This is a genomic window from Sporosarcina sp. CAU 1771 (assembly GCF_054482775.1).
In genome coordinates this window covers 18,330-40,487 of sequence record NZ_JBTLRN010000026.1, presented here as the reverse complement: position 1 = coordinate 40,487, position 22,158 = coordinate 18,330, and the positions used below count along the sequence as shown (strand labels likewise).

Genomic DNA, 22,158 nt, shown 5'->3' with positions numbered 1-22,158 from the left:
CAACGAAATCTCACGGTAGTGCAACAAAAAGTGTGGCGAGTGCAACCGATACGTCATGGAGTGCAACAAAGAAATCGGAGTCCAACCAAGTCACGCGGTAGTGCAACCAATAGTTCTGCGAGTGCAAGGAAAGATCGTAGTCGAACCAAATCATGCTGTAGTGCAACCAATATCTTGCTAAGTGCAACCATCTGGGCATGGAGTGCAACCAAAGATCGAAGTCCAACCAAATTATGCTGTAGTGCAACAAAAAGTGTGGCGTGTACAACGAACTGGCCAACGAGTGCAACCAACAACCCGTAGTCCAACCAAACCCCGCCATAGCTCAACAAACAACCCCACTTGACCAACCAACTCACCTCATCCTCCAACCAACCAAAACTAGCATTCTCCAAACTAGTTGCAATACTATGTATAATTGTATACAATTATACATAACGAGAAGGAGTGTGGTTAAATGGGTCAGTTTTCGGTTCCATGCGTTGTTTATCGAGGAGGTACGAGTAGGGGGATATTTTTCAATAAAAAAGATTTGCCCGAAAATCGCCGTGAGATGGAAACAATTTTCATGAACGGCATTGATTCGTATAATCTGTCGCAAGTGAATGGTTTGGGCAGCGGGACTTCACACACGAGTAAGGTTGTTGTGATCGGGCCGCCTTCAGTTGACGATGCAGATGTCGATTATACGTTTTATCAGATTGGGATTAATGAAGAAGTTGTTGATGACAAGGGGACGTGTGGAAATTTGATGGCAGCTGTCGGGGCTTTCGCCGTTGATGAAGGTTTGATTGCCAGCACAAACGATCCGCATGTCACCGTCAACGCCTTCAACACGAACATCGGAAAAATGATTCGCTTGCAAGTTCCTGTTATCGATAATCAAGCAAAAGTTTCCGGAGACTACCAAATGTCTGGACTCACTTTACCGGGCGCGAAATACAATGTTGATATTTTATCGCCAGGTGGAGGAAAGACAGGCAACACACTGCCTTTAGAAAAGACGTATGAAATGTCGATCGATGAAGGGCAATTTGAAGTATCCGTCGTCGATATTGTGAATCCATTCGTCTACATGACCGCCGAATCAGTGGGATTAACAACGGATAGCCTCTTCACGGATTTATCGGCAAACGCAGAATTACTCCAAACGCTCGAGGCCGCTAGATGTGAAATGTCCTTTCAAACGGGCCTAACGAAATCACGTGAAGAAGCCGCCAGTGCACCCGCGATTCCTAAAATCGCTATCGTTGCGGAACCGCATGATTACATCACGGTTTCAGGCAAAGAAATTAAAAAAGAACAAGTCGATATCGTAGCAAAAATGGTTTCGATGGGGCGTTTTCACCGCACATTTGCAGGAAGTGGCCTATATAACTTGGCTGCCGCAACACTTTTGCCAGGAACCATTCCTAACCGCTGCGCGGGAATTAAACAAGTAAGTGGTGAGCAAGTCATACGAATTGGTCATCCAGATGGAATCGCCGAAGTAAACGTCCGACTCACCGCAGACGGAAATGACGTCGAGTATGTAGGTCTAGAAAGAACGGCAAGACGAATTATTAAAGGCAACCTATATATTCCTAAATAAAGAGCTTAGTAATCTACTCTTAAAACGCGTTACGGGAATAAAATCACCCGTTACGGGAATAAACCCAGTCATTACGGGAGCAAACTACCCCGTTACGGGAATAAACTCAGTCATTACGGGAGCAACACACCACGTTACGGGAATAAACCGGCCACACCGGGAGCAAACCCACGCGTTACGGGAATAAAACAACCAAAAATATTTTCACATATTCCAAGGAGGAATTATTATGTCAGATCGCATAACAGAAACATTAGCAGAATTCGCAAGTGGGGTAACGTATGAAAGTTTATCAACGCCAGTAATTGCAGAGGTGAAAAGGCGTGTCATTGATACATTAGGGTGTTTGATGGCAGGGTATGAATTCGATGCGTCAAAATCGGCAAGAGATTTATCGTATCGCTACGAAAAAACAAACGGTGCTTCAATCATCGGAACGAATAAAAAAGCAGCTGTCGATTACGCAACGTTTGCGAACGGAACAGCGATTCGTTATTTGGATTACAACGACACGTATTTATCGGTAGAGCCTTTGCATCCAAGTGACGTAATCGCGCCTCTTTTCGCACTGGCTGAAGAACGCAATCTATCCGGAAAGAAACTGATCGCTGCGATTGCAACAGCCTACGAAGTTGGGGTTAATTTCTGTGACAGCGCAAGCCTTAAGTCGAATGGTTGGGATCACGTAAATTACATTACAGTGGCGACAGTTGTTGGGGCTGCAAATTTGCTTGATTTCACGAAAGAACAAACGGAACAAGCACTTGCACTTGCAATCGTTCCGCACGCAGCAATGCGTCAAACGAGAAATGGTGAAATTTCAATGTGGAAAGCAGCGGCAGCAGCAAACGCGGCACGAAATGCAGTTTTCGCAGTACAACTTGCTGAATGTGGCATGAAGGGTCCTTATGAGCCGTTTGAAGGAACAATGGGAATGAATTACCAAATGCTTGCACAAAAACTAGACGCTGAAGCAGTCGTGAAAAAGTTTGAAAACGTCACGAGTCCTGAAGGAATTCTAAAAACATACGTTAAAAAATGGGCAGTTGAGTATATGACGCAAAGTGCAATTGAAGCGGCGCTTACGCTCTACAAACAAATCGATTCGGTTGAAGACATCGAACATATCCATGTTGAAACATTCCAAATGGCATACGATATCCTAGCGAAAGACGAACAAAAATGGGCACCGGAAACGCGTGAGACTGCGGATCACTCACTCCCATACATCGTTATGGCGACTCTTGAAGATGGAGAAATCAACATCGACACATTTTCACCAGAGCGCCTAGCAATCGAAATCACACTTGAGCGAATCAAAACGATGATGTCGATTGAAGTAACGGAGGAAATGAACGCGGGCTATCCAGACGGCAATCCAAATCGCATTACGTTGACGATGAAAGACGGTCGTAAACTGCAAGAAATCGTCAAACATCCATCGGGTCATAGCGGAAATCCGTTTTCTGACGAAGAAATCGAAGAGAAATTCTTCCGTCTTACAAAGGCATTTATTACTGAAGACCAACAAAAACAAGCATTCACAGCGTTAAATAACTTGGAAAACGTTACAGATTATGAAGAGATTGTCCAAAGCTTCGTTCGGAATGCGGAGGTGCTTGTATGAGCTGGTTGGTTAGACAACAAGAAGAACACCCAATTGTGAAATTAAGAGAGCAACTTTCTGCGGATAAAGGCATCATCCAAATCCCGGGTACGCATGATGCGATGGCTGCACTCCTTGCGAAAGAGCAAGGATTCGGCACATTGTATCTTTCAGGAGCAGCATTTTCAGCGAGTTTAGGACTTCCAGATCTTGGATTAATTACACTGACAGAACTGGCAATGCGTACGAGAGAAATTACGCGTGCGACAGGACTTCCATTGTTAGTCGATATTGATACAGGTTTTGGTAGTGTCCTCAACGTAACTCGAACGGTTCAAGAACTTGTCGATGCAGGAGCGGCGGCGATTCAAATGGAAGACCAAGAGCTTCCGAAAAAATGTGGTCACTTAAATGGTAAAAAGCTAGTTTCCACTGAAGATATGGTTCAAAAAATTCTTGCGGCACGACAAGCGAGTCCGGATATTGTCATCGTTGCACGAACTGATGCGAAAAGTGTTGAAGGCATTGAGGCGGCAATCGAGCGTGCAAACGCGTATATGAAAGCCGGCGCAGATGCGATTTTCCCTGAAGCATTGCAAACGGAGGAAGAGTTCAAGCAGTTCGCACAAGAAGTGGATGCACCTCTTCTCGCAAACATGACGGAGTTTGGCCAGACGCCTTATTTCTCAGCGCAGCAATTTGAAGCATGGGGCTATAAAATGGTCATTTATCCCGTCACTTCACTACGCATTGCATCGAAAGCGATTCGCGACGTCTACAGTTTGATTAAAGAAACAGGATCACAAAAACTAGCGGTCGAAAACATGCAAACACGTAAAGAACTCTATGAAACAATCAAATACTTCGAGTACGAAGACTTGGATAACACAATCGCCAAAACGGTTTTGGATGAATAACATTCTGAATGAGGTGCATGGATGATGAACGATTCGGAGGTAAGAAACAAAACGAAGTCTTCATTGGAAGTCGAAGGCAATTCGCACAACTATTACAGCTTAAAAAAGTTAGAAGAAAACGGTATTGGCGATATCACGTCGTTACCGTTTTCTATAAAAGCATTGCTTGAAAGTGCAATCAGACAATTTGATGGGAAGTACATCACGGACGAACATATCGATCTCATCGCCAATTGGAAAACGACCCAAAAAAAAGACAGTGAAATTCCGTTTAAACCGGCTCGTATTGTGTTGCAAGACTTCACGGGTGTTCCGGCAATTGTCGATCTTGCAGCGATGCGTAGCGCAGTCGTTGAATTGGGCGGGGATATCGAACGCATCAATCCTCAGATTCCAGTCGATTTAGTTGTGGACCATTCTGTGATTACGGATGTAGCGGGCAACAAAGATTCGTTCAATCAAAACTTGGAACTCGAATACGAACGAAATGCGGAGCGCTATCGTTTTGTAAGATGGGCTCAGCAAGCGTTTGATAACTTCAGAGTCGTCCCACCGGCTTCTGGAATTGTTCACCAAGTGAATTTGGAGCATCTCGGTACATCCATCATGACTTCAGAACAAGGTGACATTTATTTGGACACAGTCGTTGGAACGGATTCGCATACGCCAATGATTAATGGACTTGGAACAATTGGTTGGGGAGTAGGTGGAATTGAAGCAGAGGCCGCGATGTTGGGGCAACCGCTTTATTTCGTGATCCCAGAAGTTGTCGGTGTGAAACTTACCGGCAAATTACCCGAAGGATCGACAGCCACAGACTTAGCATTAACCGTAACAAGTACGCTTCGTAAAAAAGGCGTCGTTGGAAAGATCGTCGAGTTTTTCGGAGCCTCACTTAAATACATGACGCTTGCAGACCGAGCGACGATTGCGAATATGGCACCTGAATACGGCGCAACAATGTCCTTTTTTCCAACGGATGATGTGACGATGGATTATTTAAAATTGACAGGAAGAGAACGTTTCATCGAACTTTCCAAGGCGTATCACAAAGCACAAGGTATGTATCGCACAGACGAAACACCAAGTCCAACGTTTACAGACGTTGTTGAAATCAATCTATCGGAAATCGTACCTACACTTGCAGGGCCAAAACGTCCACAAGACAAAGTTCCCCTTTCTTTAATGAAGGAATCTTTTATAGATGCGATTTCAAAGCCCGTTGCTGAACGTGGTTATGGATTGCCTAGCGAGGAGATCGAGCGCTCGGTCAATTTACCTCAATCCAATGAAACAATCAAAACCGGTTCAATTGTCCTTGCAGCAATTACAAGCTGTACAAATACATCCAATCCATATGTCATGATTGCCGCGGGTTTATTAGCAAAACGAGCAGTTGAAAAGGGCCTTGTTACACCTAGTTTTGTCAAAACGAGTCTAACTCCAGGATCGACTGTCGTTACAAAGTATTTAGAAGAATCCGGACTACTTACGTATTTAGAACAGCTCGGCTTTTTTGTCGACGGCTACGGTTGCGGCGCATGTTGTGGAAATACGGGCCCTCTTTCAGAAGAAGTAGAAACAGCGATTACGGACAATGATCTCGTCGCGGCTTCTGTGTTAAGTGGAAATCGAAACTTTGAAGGTCGGGTTCATCCGCTTATTAAAGCAAATTATTTAGCGTCGCCTCCTCTCGTTGTTGCATATGCACTTGCTGGAACGGTCCAAAAGGATTTGTTGACAGAAGCGCTCGGGTTTAATTCCGAAGGGGAAGCCATTTTCTTAAGTGACATTTGGCCTTCATCACAAGAAATTGAGGCAGTCATTGCAGCGACTGTCCATGCAGATCTATTTGAAAAACAGTACGGCCATATTTTTGAAAATGAACGGTGGGACAATATCGACGCACCGACTGGCCCGTTGTATGAGTGGGACGAAGATTCGTCTTACATTCAAGAAGCGCCATTTTTTACAACGGGGAATCAAAACGAAGTTCCAGCGGATAATTTCAAAAACATGAACGTGTTGCTTCTATTAGAAGACTCCATTACGACCGATCATATATCGCCAGTTGGGCATATCGGATTGAACTCTCCGGCAGGGAAGTATTTAACTGGAAAAGGTGTGTCGCCAAGGCAATTCAACTCGTATGGATCAAGACGTGGAAATCACAACGTCATGATGAGGGGAACTTTTGCGAACGTCCGCTTGCGCAATCAACTTGCCGATGGAAAAGAAGGCGGCTATACAAAATTCTTGCCGAATGGTGAAATTATGGCTGTTTACGATGCGGCGATGAAATACAAAGAACTCAACCACAACTTGCTTGTCATTGCAGGGAAAGAATACGGAACCGGCAGCTCAAGGGACTGGGCAGCAAAAGGGACCGCTTTACTCGGAGTGAAAGTTGTCCTCGCGGAAAGCTATGAACGAATCCATCGCAATAACCTTGTTGGCATGGGGGTTCTACCTCTACAGTTTCTTGCAGGCGAAAGTGCGCCGAGTCTTGGATTAACAGGAACTGAGAACTACGAAGTCATCGGACTCGATTCAGCGCCAACTCCAGGACAACAAGCAACCGTACGAGCTACAACTTCAAATGGCGATACGAAAGAATTCAACGTTCTCGTCAGAATCGATAGTCTCATAGAGGTCGAGTATTATACGAGTGGCGGGATTTTACCGTCTGTAATGAAACAATTCATCGAGGAATTGGTATAATGAAGTTATACGTTGAAACCAAGTGCAAACGGCCACCTAGAGATCGCTTAGTGGCCTTGCACGTTAAAGGGGAATTTGAATATGAGTGACTACCCAACGGCAAAAAGATTGTCAGCGAGTGACATTGCCTATAATGAACTAAAACAAAAAATAATTGAAATGCATTATGAACCCGAACGCCAATTAATCGAAGAAGAGCTATCAACGGAACTTAGTGTGAGCCGCACACCGCTGAGACAAGCTTTGTATCGACTTGAGCTGGAAGGGTTAATTATCAAACAAGCGAACGGTCGGATGCACGTCGCACCGATTACACTTACAGAAGCTGAAGAATTGTACAAAGTGAGAGAAGTCATCGAAGGCCTGTTAGTACGAGAAGCAACACTGCTCATGACGGAAGAAAAGCGCCAACAATTGGAGGACATTCTTCATTTAATGAAACGATCCGCTGAACAAAATCGAATTGAACATACGGTGAAATATGGTAGTGAATTTCACGCCGTTCTTTATTCCATAAGTACGAATCAAACTGCGAAGCGGATTCTTGAACAGCTAAACGGCCAAATCGAGCGCTACCGTCGAATTGGTGGCTATAAAAACCCAGATTACAGCCCGATCGTTCCTGTAAAAGAACATATGGAAATTTTTCAACTCATTCAAGAAGGCGATGCTGAGAAAGTGGAAAATGAGATGCGCAAACACATCGTTCGTAATTTGCAAATTGCCAAAGAAACACTTAATCTTTATCTGAAAAAAATTTAAAGGCATATTCGCGAAAGTCAGTGTCTTTTGCCAAGGAGGAAGAATATGATTGATTTGAGAAGTGATACAAGCACATTGCCTACAGAAATCATGCGGGATGCTATGCGAAATGCCGAGGTGGGCGACGACAGTAGAGGCGAGGATCCGACAGTTGCAAAGTTAGAAGCTCTTTCTGCACAACTAACAGGGAAAGAAGCGGCGCTGTTTTTTTGCAGTGGAACAATGGCAAATATCGTAGCGGTTCTTAGTCAAGTAAAGCACGGAGAAACTGTCGCAGTCGATCAAGAGGCACATATCTATGAAACGGAATTCTCGATTTTTTCGGAGGAGTATTTTGGTAGAAAGGCACGTTTTATTGATTCGGATACATACGGGAAACCGAAACTTTTGAGTATTCAATCCCTCGTCGCGAATGAGGACGTTAAACTTCTCTGCCTGGAAAATACACTCGGTGAATACGGCGGAACATGTTTGACAGCGGAAGAAATTAAGGACATCTGTGCAGTGGCGAAAAAGCATCAAGTGCCTGTACATCTGGACGGAGCAAGAATTTTTAATGCTGCTACTTATTTGAATATCCCAGTCGCTGATCTTGTAAAACCTGCAGATTCTGTTATGTTTTGCCTGTCGAAGGGACTCGGGGCGCCAGTAGGTTCCATGCTTTGTGGGACGAAAGAAGTCATTGCCAAAGCGCGAGAAACTCGAAAAGCAATTGGTGGAAACATGAGACAATCCGGTATCGTTGCTGCAGCGGGAATTATTGCGTTGCAAGAAGCTAGTCGAATCAAAGAAGATCACATGAATACGCAATTGCTATTGCACAAGATTAACGCTCAAGCGCTCCTTCAAATCGACCCAGCTACTGTACAAACGAACTTTATTAAAATCGATATTACGGCTACCAAGTTAAGTGCAGAGGAATGTATGAATCGATTGAAAACGAAGGGACTCCTTGTGGAAACAATCGGCGAAGATTATTTGAGACTCGTTCTGCATAAAAATGTTTCATCAACTCAAGTAAACAAAGCTGCAGAGATACTGAATTCATTCTGTAAAGAGATGAGCTGAGGTAAAATGTTTCATGAAAAATTTCTTTTTTTAATTCTATCCATACTCACAGGTTATATATTTTCTAGTTTAGGTGTTCCAGCAGGATGGTTATTAGGTGCAATTGTAGCTGGAATACTTTGGGGCATTTTCCGTAAAAGATTGTCGTTCGACGGCGTTCCCTTTAAAATTGTACTCGCTTTTGTCGCTGCAAATATCGGGTTGCGTCTGGATCCCAAAATCGTTACTGAAATACATAAACTCATCCTACCCCTTCTGCTCACCATCTTAATTACGTTGGCAACGGGGTATTTTTTGAGCACTTTATTATATAAGAAGTCCGATTTGGATGAAATGACCGCATTCTTTTGCTGTGTACCAGGCGGTGCTTCAGAAATCATAGGCATCAGTAAAGAGTATGGTGCAGATGAACGGATTGTCGCTGCGTTTCATACGGTTCGCATTACCGTATTTGTGCTTTTCATTCCTCTTCTAGTTGGTTTCATGAATTCTGCTACGGGTTCGGGCCTAGTACAAAGTGCCAACGCCATTGAAGGACTCCATTTCGTATTCTTTCCTGTAGTAATTATTTTGACCTTATTGTTAGATAAAAAGTTTCATATCCCCGGTGGTACCTTATTGTTTTCAATCATTATTGGATTTGTTCTTTCGTCATTTGTGATGAAAGTAGGTTCCCCACCGAGTTATTTATCAGGAATGGGACAAGCATTGATTGGCGGAATGGTAGGTGTTCGATTTGATAAAGCAGTGCTTGTTCAATTAATGAAAGTCGGGAAAATTACAGTTGTCATTATAAGTACGTTTTTTATCGTGAGTCTTGGAACGAGCTGGCTGTTTCATTTGTTAACGCAGTTGCCTTATTCCGTAAGTTTGATAGGAACAGTCCCTGCTGGTGCAGCCGAAATGTCTACAACTGCAATCGCGCTCGACTTAAATCCCTCTGTCGTCTCAAGTCTTCATATAGTAAGAGTTATGTTATTGTTTCTCACACTTCCCCTATTGATAAAACTTTTTACGTTTATTAATGGCTCTGTTAAATAACTTTGTTGATAAACTTAGTGCACAATAGTGCTCAAGTGAGTGTAACTAACAAGTTGATTTCCGTTTCAGACGGACGCGTTCCGGAGGGCAGGCGGTGGACCAACCCGTTCGCTATGCTCCCGTTGGTTGTTTCACCTGACCTGCTGTCCTCCCGGAGTCGCCGTCTTCCACTTCAATCAACTGGGAGTGTACAATATTTCTTGTTTCACTACTCCCAAACTACTAACCTTGAATCCAAACAGTCCAGCGCAGAAGCGCCGAGTGTGAGCCGAAGTAGTAAGACCGACAGCGATCTTCTGACGGGCTTACTGCGGGAGGCCATCACCAAGCGCCGAAGCGATATTTCCACTCCTCCCACTAAACAAAGAGTGTACAAATAATTTATCTACTTTTAACAGAGCTCTATTAATAAAAAGTCAATCTAAGCACCGTGAACTTTATGAACAAAACGAATTTTATAAACAATAAAATCAAAACTTTCAGAACATTCTACACTCCTAATTTACCTATATACTAAATTAGAGTTCAAAAAAGAGGGGGAATTGAGTAATGTTTAAACAGAAATCCTTATTGTTAGCACTTCTATTCTGTCTATCTGTTATCCTTGCTGCTTGTTCAGGTGGCAAAGATGAAACACCGGAAGCTGCTGATACAGATACACCAGATAAGCAAGAAGTTTCGTCTGATGCTGAGGCGGAAGCTTGGAAACCAAGTAAGCCAATTGAAGTTGTTGTACCAGCAGGAGCAGGTGGGGGTTGGGATACTACAGCACGTACAGCTGCTAAAGTATTAGAAAGCGAAAAGATTATTGAACAACGAATGGCTTCTGTGAACAAACCGGGCGGCGGGGGAGCTATTGGTTGGGCATATGTGGATGGTAAAGATACAGACGATCATCTTCTATTTCCTACATCTCCACCAATTATGTTCGTACCTTTAAATGGTCAATCAGATTTAGGTCACAAAGACTTTACACCGATTGCTGCACTTACTGGGGATTATGCTGCATTTATCGTACACGCTGATTCTCCATATAACACGATGAATGACTTGGCGGACGCAATGAAAGCGGATGCAACGGCTATTACTGTAGTCGGCGACTCGGCACCAGGCAGTATGGACCACATGCAATTCATCAAAGCAATTAGTGCTGCAGGTGTAGATGCAAAAGCAGTTAAATATGTATCTTCACAAGATGGAGCGGGTATGACAATGCTTCTAGGTGGACAAGTACAAGTTTATTCAACAGGTGTTGGTGAAGCTGTTGAACAAGCAAAAGCAGGAAATATTAAGGTACTAGGAATTACTTCTCCTGAACGTTTAACTGGAGAAACGCTAGAAGATTTCCCAACGCTTCTTGAACAAGACATTGATGATGTGTTTATCATTTGGCGTGGATTTATGGGACCGAAAAACATGAGTGAAGAGGCTGCAAAATTTTATGAAAACGCTTTAAAAGAAATGTCTGAAACAGATGCTTGGAAAGAAGAGTTAGATCGCTTTGGCTGGGAACCTAATTTTATGGGTAGCGAAGAGTTCTCTGCATTTTTAGATGATCAATACGATGTGTATGATAAGCTGATGCAAGAAATTGGACTAAAATAAATACATGAATTAAAGAAGGGTGTAGTTTTTAGACATCCTTCTTTCTACATACTTGAATCTTAGTAAGGAGTGAGCGTATGTCTATTAAGACAATGGATCGAAAAATAGGGCTTGTTATTATGGGGATTGCCGTATTTTATTTAGTACTAAGCTTTCAGTTACCTGAATTTCCTTATACGCAAGTAGATGCTGATGTAATACCCAAAGGCTTAGGATTTCTATTGTTGGGTTTAGGCGCTCTATTATTCCTACAAAATAAGCCAGAAACGGAAGAGGAAAAAAAGAAACGGTATATTAACAAAACAGACTTGATGTTGTTACTTGCCACGCTCGTAGCCCTTCTTGTATATGTCTTCTTTTTAGAAATCCTCGGTTTTATTATAAGTACAATTATCTTTTTGAGTTTGACGATGCGGATGTATGAGTACAGAAATTGGATAAAAAATATTATTGTTTCATTTGTTTTTACGTTCTTTCTTTATTTTGCATTTAATTATGCATTGAAAATCTATCTACCACAGGGAATCTTGCCATTTTAGAAGGAGAGGATATACATTATGGGTACATTTGAAAGTATTCTATTCGGATTTGAAGTAGCCCTCTCGTGGCAAAATATTATGTTTGTTTTTGTCGGTGTCTTAACTGGAACAGTGATAGGCATGTTGCCCGGACTAGGACCCATTAGTGCGATAGCGGTCATGATTCCGCTCAGTTACGGAATGGATCCATCGTCAGCCTTAATCTTAATGGCAGGGGTATATTACGGAGCAATCTTTGGTGGATCGACATCATCGATCCTGTTAAATGCACCGGGAATTGCATCAACAGTAGCCACGACATTTGATGGTTATCCACTTGCACAGCAAGGGAAAGCAGGGAAGGCGCTAGCAATTGCGGCATTATCTTCTTTTATCGGAGGAACGGTTGCTGCAATTGGTTTAATGTTAGTTGCTCCTCAACTTGCAAAAGTGGCAATTACATTTGGACCTACGGAATACTTTGCATTGATGTTAATGGGCTTAACAGCAATTGCTTCTTTATCTGAAGGTTCCGTAGTAAAGGCATTTATTTCTGCTACAGCAGGAATTATGATTGCTACAATCGGAATTGATGGGCAATCCGGAACACAACGTTTTACATTCGGAAGTACGAATCTTTTGGATGGCATCGACTTTCTAATCATTGCGCTAGGTCTTTTTGCTTTAGCGGAAGTAACGTCTTTGATCATCACACGAAAAGAAAGTCTGTTCAAAAGTGGGAGTAGTATTGGTAGTTTACGAATTACGAAATCGGAAGCGAAGAGTATGGCCGGCCCAGTAGGCAGACAGTCTGTATTAGGTTTCTTCATTGGCGTATTGCCTGGTGCAGGGGCAACGATTGCTTCCTTCTTAGCGTATATTACTGAAAAACGTATTTCCAAAAATCCTGAATCGTTTGGAAAAGGAAACGTGGTCGGCGTTGCGGCTCCTGAGGCTGCGAATAACGCAGCAGCAGGTGGTTCTTTTGTTCCGTTACTAACACTTGGAATTCCTGGGTCAGGGACGACTGCGATTATGTTAGGTGCATTACTTGTCGTAGGAGTTCAGCCAGGTCCAATGTTATTAAATGATCACCCGGATATTTTCTGGGGAGTTATTGCAAGTATGTATATAGGAAACGTCATGCTTCTTGTGTTGAATCTACCTTTGATCCCGTATATTGCAAGAATCCTTTACATTCCTAAAGGGATGCTGATATCACTTATTCTGGTCTTCTGTTTAATCGGAGTATATGGGGTTAGTTTTAGCCAGTTTGATTTATACGTATTAATCCTATTTGGCGTCATTGGTTATGTCATGCGCTTGTTATCGTTCCCTGCAGCGCCTTTAATATTGGCTTTTATATTAGGTGGAATGATGGAACAGTCTTATCGACAAGCACTAACCATTTCCAATGGAAGCCTTGCAATCTTTATTGAACGTCCTGTATCAGCAGTGCTATTACTTGTTGCACTCTCATCTCTTGTAGTACCAGCACTTATTAAAAAGTTTGTAGGTAAGAAAAAGTCAGTGAACGGAGCACAATAAATAGGTAGATTGAAAAAGCTGAAGTGTTTCCAACTTCAGCTTTTTTCTGAATTTAATCGATACAATCGCTCGGGCCTACCGACTTGTCCGTAAGCGAGCTCAGCTGAAATAATATCAGTGGAAACAATGTACTCCAAATAACGACGGGCGGTCGTTCGACTCATCCCAACAGATTGGCCAAATTCCTCCGCAGTGACACCTTCTCCAGCTAACAACGAAAGTTTCTCTTTTACCTTTTTCAATGTCAAAGGGTCGATTCCTTTAGGAATGTCTGGCTCTTTCAATAGGTTTTTTCGACCACTATGTAACAGCTGATCGATTTTTTCTTGATCGACATTGTCAATAGAAGTTAAATGTGCACGTTGCTCTTTGTATTTTACAAGCGTCTTTTCAAATCGGTCTAACATGACGGGTTTAACAATATAATCGATAACCCCACTACGAACAGCCTCTTGGACGACGTCTATTTCTTTTGCGGCTGTAATTAAAATGACATCCGTAGAGCGGTGATGATTTCGAATATACCTGAGCATCTCAATACCATCTCCATCAGGAAAATAAACATCGAGCAAGACTAGGTCGGGTTCAAGAATAGGGAGCATTTTTTTGGCCTCTTGAATGGAAGAGGAAACACCACAAACTTCAAACCCCGCTACTGTTTCAGTAAACTTCTTATTGATTTCCGCGACCCGAAAATCATCTTCCATAATAAGAACTTGTATATTCTGCATTTTATATCTCCTTTTTCGGGATAACAATAAGAAATGAGACACCGCCCGCATCGTTCGTTGAAATGGTCATATACCCATTCAAATCGGCAAGAGCTTCTTGAACTAAATGCATACCAATTCCACGATCCTCGCCATTTTTTGTGCTAAATCCCTTTGTAAATATATGCTCTAATTCATCATCTGAAATGCCAATTCCGGAATCCTCAATTTCAAAAATCAAATCTGGACCTAAATCGGTCATGAATAAATGTACTTCTTTCGTAGAAACAGATGCTTCCAAAACTGCTTCAAATGAGTTGTCCAATAGATTCCCTAAAATCGTTATCAACTTTTCACGTGGGAAGTCCTTAGGGATATCACTTAAAGTACTTTCTTTATTAATAATAAAATCTACCTTTAATTCATGGGAACGTGCATATTTACCTAATAAAATAGCGCTTATTAACTTGTCAGGTACGGCTTCTAATAAAAAATAAATGAGTTCTTGATAGTCGTTTGTTTCCTTATAAATGACGTCCATTGCTTCCTGGTACGAGCCGAGTTGGATTAAACCTGAAATCGTATATAACTTGTTGGAGTATTCGTGTGTCTGGGAACGGAGTACTTCTGCATATTGCTGAACTTGAGAAAGTTCTCTCGATAATTGTTCGATATCTGTCTTTTTTCGAAAACTTGAAACAACTCCAGTTATTTTATCGTTCGTAAAAATAGGCACACGACTTGCAATAACTAGGTTAGTGCCAATCATCATTTCTTTACTGAATTGCTCTTCTCCAGTGGCAAGTACGTCCATCATTTTTGAGTTTGGCAATACTTCTAAAATGTGTTTTTGGAAAATATCTTTATCAGGTTCTATTCCTAGTATACTGTAAGCGGCTTCATTTATCGTCGAAATGTATCCATTTTCATTAATTGCAATGATCCCTTCACGTATGGATTGCAAAATAGCGCTTCTCTCTTCGAATAATAAACCGATTTCTTTAGGCTCTAATCCAAAAATAGCTTTTTTGACTCCTTTTGAAATTTGATAGGTAGCAATGCTTGCAAATCCCAAAAATAATACAACGAGTACAATAATTTTATTTTCATACTGCTGAATAATATCATCAACTTCAACTGCTAAAAAGCCTACTGAAACAATTCCGATGATTTGATTGTACTCGTCAAATATAGGTGCTTTCCCTCTTAGTGAAGGGCCTAGTGTACCTTCAGAATGAGAGATATAAGAAATCCCCTCTTCAAGTGCAAGTGCATTGTCACCGCCAACCATTACCTGACCAACTCGATCTGGATTTGGATGAGAATAGCGGATGCTCTCCTTATTTCCAATAACAACAAATTCGGCACCTGATTTCAATCGGATTTCCTCTGCGAGAGGTTGAATCACTTTTTCTGGATTGGGTGAATCAAATGCAGTCCGAATCGAAGGTATTATTGCGATTGTTTCCGCCAAATGCAGAGCTCTCTTTCCAATCTGGTTTTCGATGGAATTCGTCAAAATGGTATTGAATAGTGCACCCAGTAAAATAATAATGAGAAGAAACAGACTGAAAATTAATATGACCAACTTGGATTGTAATTTCAAATTAGCAAATCGTTTTTTTATCAATACGAATCATCCTTATCCAAAACAACCTTTCATCTAGTATAAAGGTAATGGAGCAAGATTGATATATTGGATATTAAAACTCGAGTGTCTTCCGTACATGATTCACGTAGGTTTGACTAACTGGCAATTCTGTTCCATCTTTTAGCTGAATGAGTAAACCAGATGAAAAATCACGAGAAATCGATTCGATATAAGGTATGTGTACAATATACGAGCGATGAATGCGTAAAAAGGATGCCGGCATTCTTTCTTCCAGGTTTTTTAAAGTATGAACCGAACTATAGCCATTTTCCTCAGCATAAAACCACGTTTTCTTTTGGAGGCTTTCTATATGAGTAATTTTCTCGATGGGTACAGGCTTCCAAGTATCTTCATTTCTTCCCGTTAAAAACGTAGGTACTTCTTTTTTGGATGAAGTGTAGTTTGGTGGCAAAATGACAACGACAGCACCTGGTTCTCCTTTTAATTGAATGGGATAACCGATTCCATAATAAGGAACACCGTCAGCAGTTTCTTCTATTAGAGCATCGACTTTGCACTTGTGATGAAGCGTCCTCTCAGCAATCCCTCCTTTTTCCACAAGTTGCCCGACCTTCAAACGAATATCATGCGCGCCTGCATTGTAATAGTGATAGTGATCGGCAATGGCAATAGCGACAGAAGCATCTTTTGGAATCCAGTCATCCATAATTGCAGTGAACTGTTGCAAATCTTCATATCTCATTCGATTTCCCCCTTAGAATAAAAACATGTTTCATCTGTTTCTAGTTCGTTTTATCCTGAAAAAATGGTGTTTCATCTAAAAACCAAGACAGTTATTCAACTACTGTTATATAGTAGTATACATCAACAACAACTGTTGTGGAACAGATAAATAAATTATTTTTTCACACAGTTGTTCAAACAACTAAACTGGAAGGCGTGATGAGCATGACAAGTAGAGAAGAGCAAGCAATTCAATTGGAGAAAAGTTGGGAAAATGATGCAAGGTGGAACGGAATTAAACGATCGTACACAGGAGAAGACGTTGTAAAGCTTCGGGGTTCCGTTCAAATTGAACATACGCTTGCTAGAAGAGGGGCAGAACGACTGTTCAAGTCCATTCACGAAGAAGACTTTGTTAATGCACTCGGCGCTCTTACAGGAAACCAAGCCGTTCAGCAAGTAAAAGCAGGTCTTAAAGCAATCTATTTAAGTGGTTGGCAAGTTGCTGCAGATGCGAATATGGCTGGACAAATGTATCCCGACCAAAGTTTGTACCCAGTAAACAGTGTTCCAAATGTTGTGAAGCGCATCAACCAGGCTCTTCAACGTGCCGATCAAATCGACCATGTAGAAAATACAGACGGTTTTGACTGGTTCGCGCCCATCGTTGCAGATGCAGAAGCAGGATTCGGTGGACCTCTAAACGTTTTTGAATTAATGAAATCGATGATTGAAGCGGGAGCTGCAGGTGTTCACTTTGAAGACCAACTGGCATCGGAAAAGAAATGTGGCCACTTAGGTGGAAAAGTATTACTTCCAACTCAAAACGCAATCCGGAACTTAATTTCTGCAAGACTAGCAGCGGATGTTATGGGTGTGCCGACGATCATAATTGCACGAACAGATGCGGATGCAGCAGATTTAATCACAAGTGACATTGACCCACTTGACCAACAATTCATTACGGGTGAACGTACTCCAGAAGGGTTCTTCCGTACAAATCCGGGCATTGACCAAGCGATTGCTCGTGGGCTAGCTTACGCGCCATATGCAGATTTAATTTGGTGTGAAACGTCAGATCCTAACTTAGAAGAAGCTCAACAATTCGCAGATGCGATTCATGCACAGTTCCCTGGAAAATTACTAGCTTATAATTGTTCACCTTCATTTAACTGGAAAGCAAAATTAAATGATGAAGAGATCGCTAGTTACCAAAAAGAACTTGGCAAGATGGGTTACAAGTTCCAGTTTGTTACGTTGGCCGGATTCCACTCATTAAACCACTCGATGTTTGAGTTGGCACATGACTACAAAGACAATGGCATGGCGGCATATTCTAAGTTGCAACAAGCTGAATTTGCAAGCGAATCTAAAGGATACACAGCAACTCGTCACCAACGTGAAGTTGGAACAGGGTACTTTGATGAAGTATCTCAAGTAATTTCTGGTGGCACATCTTCAACAACAGCAATGGCAGGCTCTACAGAAACAGCACAGTTCGTCTAATCAATTAATTAGTAGGCTTTGTTAAATAACCCCTTTGATAGTAGATAAAGAATGTCGAATGGAGTGAAAGGCGTGGAATTATCGCTTCTGCGCTGGATCGTTTAGATTCTAGGTTAGTAGCGTGGAAATACGGAAATCAGTAACATTATTGTGTAAGAGAGCTGATCAACCAAATCTCTCTTCCCACTTAGAATTTATGAGTGGGAGGGAGTACTTATAAAAAATAGGAGGAGATTTTAATGAATGAAACGACAACGAATAAAGAATGTCGCGAGTGTGGAAATCAAATTATTGAACAACGTGAATCCTATTTATATGAATGTGAGCGTTGCATCGGTCAACATGAAGGATAACTGAAAACGTCTCTGCTCCTAACTAAAGGATAAGAGACGTTTTTCATTTGATACAATTGACTAAAGAAGAGGAGTGGAGTCAATGCAAAATTACGTGAAAATGGGCAATCTTCAAGTTGCTGAAGTACTTGCAGATTTTATTCATAATGAAGTGCTGCCTGAACTTGAACTCACTAAAGACACATTTTGGGCAGGGTTCGATCAACTGATTCATGAGTTGGCACCTGAGAATAAGAAGCTATTGGAAGAGCGTGTGCGTCTCCAACGGTCAATCGATGAATGGCATAAAGAGAATAAAGGAAATGTTGAGCTAGAAACTTATAAACAGTTCTTATCGGAAATAGGCTATTTAGAAGAAAAAGTTGAAGACTTTGAAGTATCGACTGTGAATGTGGACAACGAGGTTGCATTGCAGGCGGGACCGCAACTTGTTGTGCCGGTAGATAACGCACGCTATGCGTTGAATGCTGCAAATGCGAGATGGGGAAGCCTGTATGATGCCCTTTATGGAACAGATGCCATTTCAAATGAAAACGGTGCTGAAGCAGGAACAGAGTACAATCCGATTCGAGGCGACAAGGTCATTGCTTTTGCTAAGAACTTTCTCGATGAAGCAGTTCCTTTAAAGAATGCATCACACACAAATGTTGAAAAATATGAAGTGTTGAATGGGAAACTAAGTGCTACGTTATCGGGTGGGCAACAGACTGAATTGCTAGATGCAACCAAGTTTGTTGGTTATCAAGGAGAGCCACAAAATCCGACTGCAATTTTACTCGTCAACAATGGCATGCATATAGAGATTCAAATCGATCCGGATCATCCAATCGGTAAAAGCGACCGTGCGGGTGTGAAAGATGTGTATTTAGAGGCGGCACTTTCTACACTGATGGACTGTGAAGATTCAATTGCAGCAGTAGATGCTACAGATAAAGTAGGGGTCTACCGAAATTGGCTGGGGTTGATGAAAGGGAACTTAACGGCTTCTTTTACTAGAGGTCCAAAAACGGTTACGCGCACGTTGCAACCGGATCGAACGTACACAACACCAAATGAAGAACGATTGACATTGCCGGGAAGATCGCTCATGTTTGTTCGAAATGTGGGACACTTAATGACGAACAATGCCATCTTGGATAAAAACGGCGAAGAAGTACCCGAAGGAATTCTTGATGGCGTGCTGACGAGTTTAATTGCGAAGCATAATATGAAAGCGGATGTGACGTTCAAAAATTCACAGCATAATTCCGTATATATAGTAAAACCGAAAATGCATGGCTCTAAAGAAGTTGCTTTCGCAAATACGTTATTTAATCGCATAGAAGATTTGTTGCAGTTGCCACGTTTCACATTGAAGATAGGTGTGATGGATGAAGAACGCCGCACTTCACTTAATTTAAAAGCGTGCATTCACGAGGTGAAAGATCGAATCGCATTCATTAACACAGGATTCTTAGATCGCACAGGCGATGAAATCCATACGTCGATGGAAGCGGGTGCAATGGTTCGCAAAAATGAAATGAAAACTACGGTGTGGTTACAAGCGTACGAAACATCGAATGTCGCTGTCGGGATTGATTGTGGATTGCCGGGGCGCGCCCAAATCGGAAAAGGAATGTGGGCGATGCCGGATCTAATGGCTGCGATGTTGGAACAAAAAATCGCACACCCTAAATCCGGTGCAAATACGGCTTGGGTACCTTCCCCAACAGCAGCTGTATTGCATGCGCTTCATTATCATCAAGTGGATGTGAGTGAAGTTCAAAAACAATTTATCCAATCAACAGACCTACAGGATGCGATTTTGCAATTGCCAGTAGAGGCGGATCCGAACTGGACTCCAGAAGAAATCCAACAGGAACTTGATAATAATGCGCAAGGGATTCTTGGCTATGTTGTTCGCTGGATTGACCAAGGCGTGGGCTGTTCAAAAGTACCGGATATTAACAACGTTGGATTAATGGAAGACCGAGCTACTTTGCGTATTTCAAGTCAACATCTTGCAAACTGGTTGCACCAAGGGGTTTGTACAGTTGAACAAGTCGATGAAACATTGAGAAGAATGGCAGTGATTGTAGATAAACAGAATAAGGAAGATGAAAATTATCATCCAATGGCACCCGAATTTGAAGATTCAATCGCATTTGCGGCAGCATGTGACTTAATTTTTACAGCTAGAGATCAACCGAATGGCTATACAGAACCAATTTTGCATAGAAGACGACTGGAAGTTAAGACTCGACAAAATAACGCTGTAACACTATAGCTAAAAGTATAAAGACCCCCCTTCCGAAATGTGTAAAAGGAAAGGGGGTTTACTGTTTAATGGATGAATACTAGTAGGTAATTATCAGACAGGGCTGAGTATTTCAAACAATCAATTATGGTAATAAAAGTACAATAAAAACTATTTTACCAAAAAAGTCTTTTTAAAATTGTCAATCAATGGTATAATCATTGTTAGCCATTAATAGTCTACAAGAATAACTTCTTGAACAGGCGTTCGTGAAAGCGTTTTCGTTGTGGGGGATTTTAATTTTCCAATTAATTAGATGGCGACGTAGAAGCGAATCTAGATAAATCTTGTCTTGGAGTACTATCTTTTTTATGGTGTAACGTACTGAAACGACCCGAGTTCTGTTCCGAAATGTATAGAATGAAGTCTACGAATGTAGTCTCTTGAGTTTTGTCGAGGGACTTTTTGATTGGAGAGTGAGTAATTTTACGTAAAATTTACAAGACCTTTACACAATATTGATAAGTTCTTAACAATTCATAGTTATACTAAGAATTGAGGTAACCGGTAACTGAGGAAAGAGTTGCCATTTTTTATCCCTGTTTAATAAAAAAAGGAAAAGCTGTAAAGGTATTCCAATACCGCTATACGGTGGTGCACTCGAAGGGGAAATGTACAACGATTAATTGCACAAGTCCCTAAGTACAACCTCTGTGGAAGTATATGTCCAACAGCTCTTATCAACTTATTTATAGTTTTGTAAGACGCGCTTGGCCACATCGGGCTTATCGGTAAATATTCCATTAACACCGAGATCGATAAATTTCATAAGAGATTCCTCGCTGTTGACGGTAAAAGGATGGACATGAAGTTCGTTGGTGTGCATTTTTTGAATGAACTCTTGCGAGAGACTGTCGGCATTGACGCCTACGCCAGAGGCATACGTTTTCAATTGGTTCAACTCGCCTATACTTAGCTCGGCCGTCTGCTTAAACGAATAGAGTTTAATTAATGGAATTGAAGGTTCGATTTTACGAACTTTTTTTAAACTCTTCTCATCAAAAGATTGAATAATGATCTTAGGAAGTTTTGAGTCGAAAGTAAGTAAGCCTGCAGCTTCTAAGTTTTCGAGTAGAAGTTTCTCGATTCCTGGATAAGAAGCAGGAGATTTCAGTTCGATGTAGAAGTTAACAGTCCCATCGAAATAAGAGATAACTTCCTTCAATTCTGGAATGCGTGAACTCTCATACGTATCGGATGCGAAAACAGGATGCTTTTTATTAAATAAGATTCCAGGAGAGAAAGCTTGTAATTCTTTGAAAGTCAACTGACTCACTAATTTAGGCCCATCAGGGAATGGAAGTACTTCGTCATGAAGTGCGACCAACTTACGATCTTTTGTCATATGTAAATCGAGTTCGATGTAGTCAGCCTCCATAGAAGCTGCTAATTGATAAGAAGCAAGTGTATGTTCAGGGGCGTAAGCGGAAGCACCACGATGAGCAATTACCAAAAAAGGTTCCTCGGGCAAAGGTGTGGGAGAAGTTGACGAATTGCTACATCCAATTAACAAAACAGTTAGTAAAGTAATGCCGAATTTTTTAAAAGTCATGAATGATCTCTCCACTTCGTATATATAAA

18 protein-coding genes are annotated in these 22,158 nt (G+C 41.6%); 13 read left to right on the top strand and 5 right to left on the bottom strand.

All coding sequences use genetic code 11. The annotated features are described in order from the left end of the window. Positions 1-53: 53 nt before the first annotated feature. Positions 54-359 (bottom strand): hypothetical protein, encoded by a 306-nt coding sequence (locus ACXYMX_RS14375; RefSeq protein WP_459044943.1) that lies wholly within the window; start codon positions 357-359, stop codon positions 54-56. Between the two features lie 98 nt (positions 360-457). On the opposite strand from ACXYMX_RS14375, the gene ACXYMX_RS14370 reads away from it, so the two are divergent. From ACXYMX_RS14370 to ACXYMX_RS14325, 10 genes are all read left to right on the top strand, one after another. Continuing rightward, positions 458-1,591 (top strand): PrpF domain-containing protein, encoded by a 1,134-nt coding sequence (locus tag ACXYMX_RS14370; RefSeq protein ID WP_459044942.1) that lies wholly within the window; start codon positions 458-460, stop codon positions 1,589-1,591. A 229-nt stretch (positions 1,592-1,820) separates the two neighbouring features. After that, the gene (locus ACXYMX_RS14365; protein ID WP_459044941.1) at positions 1,821-3,218 is read left to right on the top strand and encodes an MmgE/PrpD family protein; all 1,398 of its coding nucleotides are present in this window, start codon (positions 1,821-1,823) and stop codon (positions 3,216-3,218) included. Further along, complete coding sequence (prpB, locus tag ACXYMX_RS14360) at positions 3,215-4,114, top strand: methylisocitrate lyase (RefSeq protein ID WP_459044940.1); 900 nt, start codon at positions 3,215-3,217, stop codon at positions 4,112-4,114. The genes ACXYMX_RS14365 and prpB overlap by 4 nt, the downstream gene beginning before the upstream one ends. 24 nt (positions 4,115-4,138) lie before the next feature. Continuing rightward, positions 4,139-6,835 carry an aconitate hydratase AcnA gene (gene acnA, locus ACXYMX_RS14355; RefSeq protein ID WP_459044950.1) on the top strand — a complete coding sequence of 899 codons (2,697 nt, stop codon included), beginning with the start codon at positions 4,139-4,141 and terminating at the stop codon, positions 6,833-6,835. An 81-nt stretch (positions 6,836-6,916) separates the two neighbouring features. Beyond that, positions 6,917-7,597, top strand: a complete 681-nt coding sequence (locus ACXYMX_RS14350; RefSeq protein WP_459044939.1) for a GntR family transcriptional regulator — start codon at positions 6,917-6,919, stop codon at positions 7,595-7,597. A 45-nt stretch (positions 7,598-7,642) separates the two neighbouring features. Beyond that, complete coding sequence (locus ACXYMX_RS14345; RefSeq protein ID WP_459044938.1) at positions 7,643-8,665, top strand: threonine aldolase family protein; 1,023 nt, start codon at positions 7,643-7,645, stop codon at positions 8,663-8,665. Between the two features lie 6 nt (positions 8,666-8,671). After that, on the top strand, positions 8,672-9,706 hold the full coding sequence (locus tag ACXYMX_RS14340) for an AbrB family transcriptional regulator (protein WP_459044937.1): 1,035 nt from the start codon (positions 8,672-8,674) through the stop codon (positions 9,704-9,706). Between the two features lie 549 nt (positions 9,707-10,255). Beyond that, positions 10,256-11,311 carry a tripartite tricarboxylate transporter substrate binding protein gene (locus tag ACXYMX_RS14335; RefSeq protein ID WP_459044936.1) on the top strand — a complete coding sequence of 352 codons (1,056 nt, stop codon included), beginning with the start codon at positions 10,256-10,258 and terminating at the stop codon, positions 11,309-11,311. 77 nt (positions 11,312-11,388) lie between these two features. Beyond that, positions 11,389-11,850 carry a tripartite tricarboxylate transporter TctB family protein gene (locus ACXYMX_RS14330; protein WP_459044935.1) on the top strand — a complete coding sequence of 154 codons (462 nt, stop codon included), beginning with the start codon at positions 11,389-11,391 and terminating at the stop codon, positions 11,848-11,850. 18 nt (positions 11,851-11,868) lie between these two features. Continuing rightward, the gene (locus ACXYMX_RS14325) at positions 11,869-13,377 is read left to right on the top strand and encodes a tripartite tricarboxylate transporter permease (protein WP_459044934.1); all 1,509 of its coding nucleotides are present in this window, start codon (positions 11,869-11,871) and stop codon (positions 13,375-13,377) included. A 35-nt stretch (positions 13,378-13,412) separates the two neighbouring features. On the opposite strand, the gene ACXYMX_RS14320 is transcribed toward ACXYMX_RS14325, so the two are convergent. The 3 genes from ACXYMX_RS14320 to ACXYMX_RS14310 form a co-directional block, all read right to left on the bottom strand. Continuing rightward, positions 13,413-14,108, bottom strand: a complete 696-nt coding sequence (locus tag ACXYMX_RS14320) for a response regulator (protein ID WP_459044933.1) — start codon at positions 14,106-14,108, stop codon at positions 13,413-13,415. Position 14,109: 1 nt separating this feature from the next. Continuing rightward, a complete protein-coding gene (locus ACXYMX_RS14315) occupies positions 14,110-15,717 on the bottom strand; it encodes an ATP-binding protein (RefSeq protein WP_459044932.1) in 1,608 nt (535 codons plus the stop codon). Positions 15,718-15,790: 73 nt separating this feature from the next. Further along, positions 15,791-16,441 (bottom strand): LytR/AlgR family response regulator transcription factor, encoded by a 651-nt coding sequence (locus ACXYMX_RS14310; protein WP_459044931.1) that lies wholly within the window; start codon positions 16,439-16,441, stop codon positions 15,791-15,793. 206 nt (positions 16,442-16,647) lie between these two features. Between ACXYMX_RS14310 and aceA the strand changes: the two genes are divergently transcribed. The 3 genes from aceA to ACXYMX_RS14295 all read left to right on the top strand — a co-directional run bounded on the left by aceA (position 16,648) and on the right by ACXYMX_RS14295 (position 20,547). Next, positions 16,648-17,928, top strand: coding sequence for an isocitrate lyase (aceA, locus tag ACXYMX_RS14305; RefSeq protein ID WP_459044930.1), 1,281 nt, complete (start codon positions 16,648-16,650; stop codon positions 17,926-17,928). A gap of 239 nt (positions 17,929-18,167) precedes the next feature. Next, the gene (yhfH, locus tag ACXYMX_RS14300; protein ID WP_459044929.1) at positions 18,168-18,281 is read left to right on the top strand and encodes a protein YhfH; all 114 of its coding nucleotides are present in this window, start codon (positions 18,168-18,170) and stop codon (positions 18,279-18,281) included. Between the two features lie 82 nt (positions 18,282-18,363). Then, the gene (locus ACXYMX_RS14295; protein ID WP_459044928.1) at positions 18,364-20,547 is read left to right on the top strand and encodes a malate synthase G; all 2,184 of its coding nucleotides are present in this window, start codon (positions 18,364-18,366) and stop codon (positions 20,545-20,547) included. Positions 20,548-21,262: 715 nt separating this feature from the next. Here the strand turns inward: ACXYMX_RS14295 and ACXYMX_RS14290 are convergent. Continuing rightward, positions 21,263-22,129, bottom strand: coding sequence for a glycerophosphodiester phosphodiesterase family protein (locus tag ACXYMX_RS14290; protein ID WP_459044927.1), 867 nt, complete (start codon positions 22,127-22,129; stop codon positions 21,263-21,265). Positions 22,130-22,158: the final 29 nt, after the last annotated feature.

Coding starts and splice junctions, on each gene's coding strand:
- ACXYMX_RS14370 (WP_459044942.1), top strand. CDS start 458: ATGGGTCAGTTTTCGGTTCCATGCGTTGTTTATCGAGGAGGTACGAGT.
- ACXYMX_RS14365 (WP_459044941.1), top strand. CDS start 1,821: ATGTCAGATCGCATAACAGAAACATTAGCAGAATTCGCAAGTGGGGTA.
- prpB (WP_459044940.1), top strand. CDS start 3,215: ATGAGCTGGTTGGTTAGACAACAAGAAGAACACCCAATTGTGAAATTA.
- acnA (WP_459044950.1), top strand. CDS start 4,139: ATGAACGATTCGGAGGTAAGAAACAAAACGAAGTCTTCATTGGAAGTC.
- ACXYMX_RS14350 (WP_459044939.1), top strand. CDS start 6,917: ATGAGTGACTACCCAACGGCAAAAAGATTGTCAGCGAGTGACATTGCC.
- ACXYMX_RS14345 (WP_459044938.1), top strand. CDS start 7,643: ATGATTGATTTGAGAAGTGATACAAGCACATTGCCTACAGAAATCATG.
- ACXYMX_RS14340 (WP_459044937.1), top strand. CDS start 8,672: ATGTTTCATGAAAAATTTCTTTTTTTAATTCTATCCATACTCACAGGT.
- ACXYMX_RS14335 (WP_459044936.1), top strand. CDS start 10,256: ATGTTTAAACAGAAATCCTTATTGTTAGCACTTCTATTCTGTCTATCT.
- ACXYMX_RS14330 (WP_459044935.1), top strand. CDS start 11,389: ATGTCTATTAAGACAATGGATCGAAAAATAGGGCTTGTTATTATGGGG.
- ACXYMX_RS14325 (WP_459044934.1), top strand. CDS start 11,869: ATGGGTACATTTGAAAGTATTCTATTCGGATTTGAAGTAGCCCTCTCG.
- ACXYMX_RS14320 (WP_459044933.1), bottom strand. CDS start 14,108: ATGCAGAATATACAAGTTCTTATTATGGAAGATGATTTTCGGGTCGCG.
- ACXYMX_RS14310 (WP_459044931.1), bottom strand. CDS start 16,441: ATGAGATATGAAGATTTGCAACAGTTCACTGCAATTATGGATGACTGG.
- aceA (WP_459044930.1), top strand. CDS start 16,648: ATGACAAGTAGAGAAGAGCAAGCAATTCAATTGGAGAAAAGTTGGGAA.
- yhfH (WP_459044929.1), top strand. CDS start 18,168: ATGAATGAAACGACAACGAATAAAGAATGTCGCGAGTGTGGAAATCAA.
- ACXYMX_RS14295 (WP_459044928.1), top strand. CDS start 18,364: ATGCAAAATTACGTGAAAATGGGCAATCTTCAAGTTGCTGAAGTACTT.
- ACXYMX_RS14290 (WP_459044927.1), bottom strand. CDS start 22,129: ATGACTTTTAAAAAATTCGGCATTACTTTACTAACTGTTTTGTTAATT.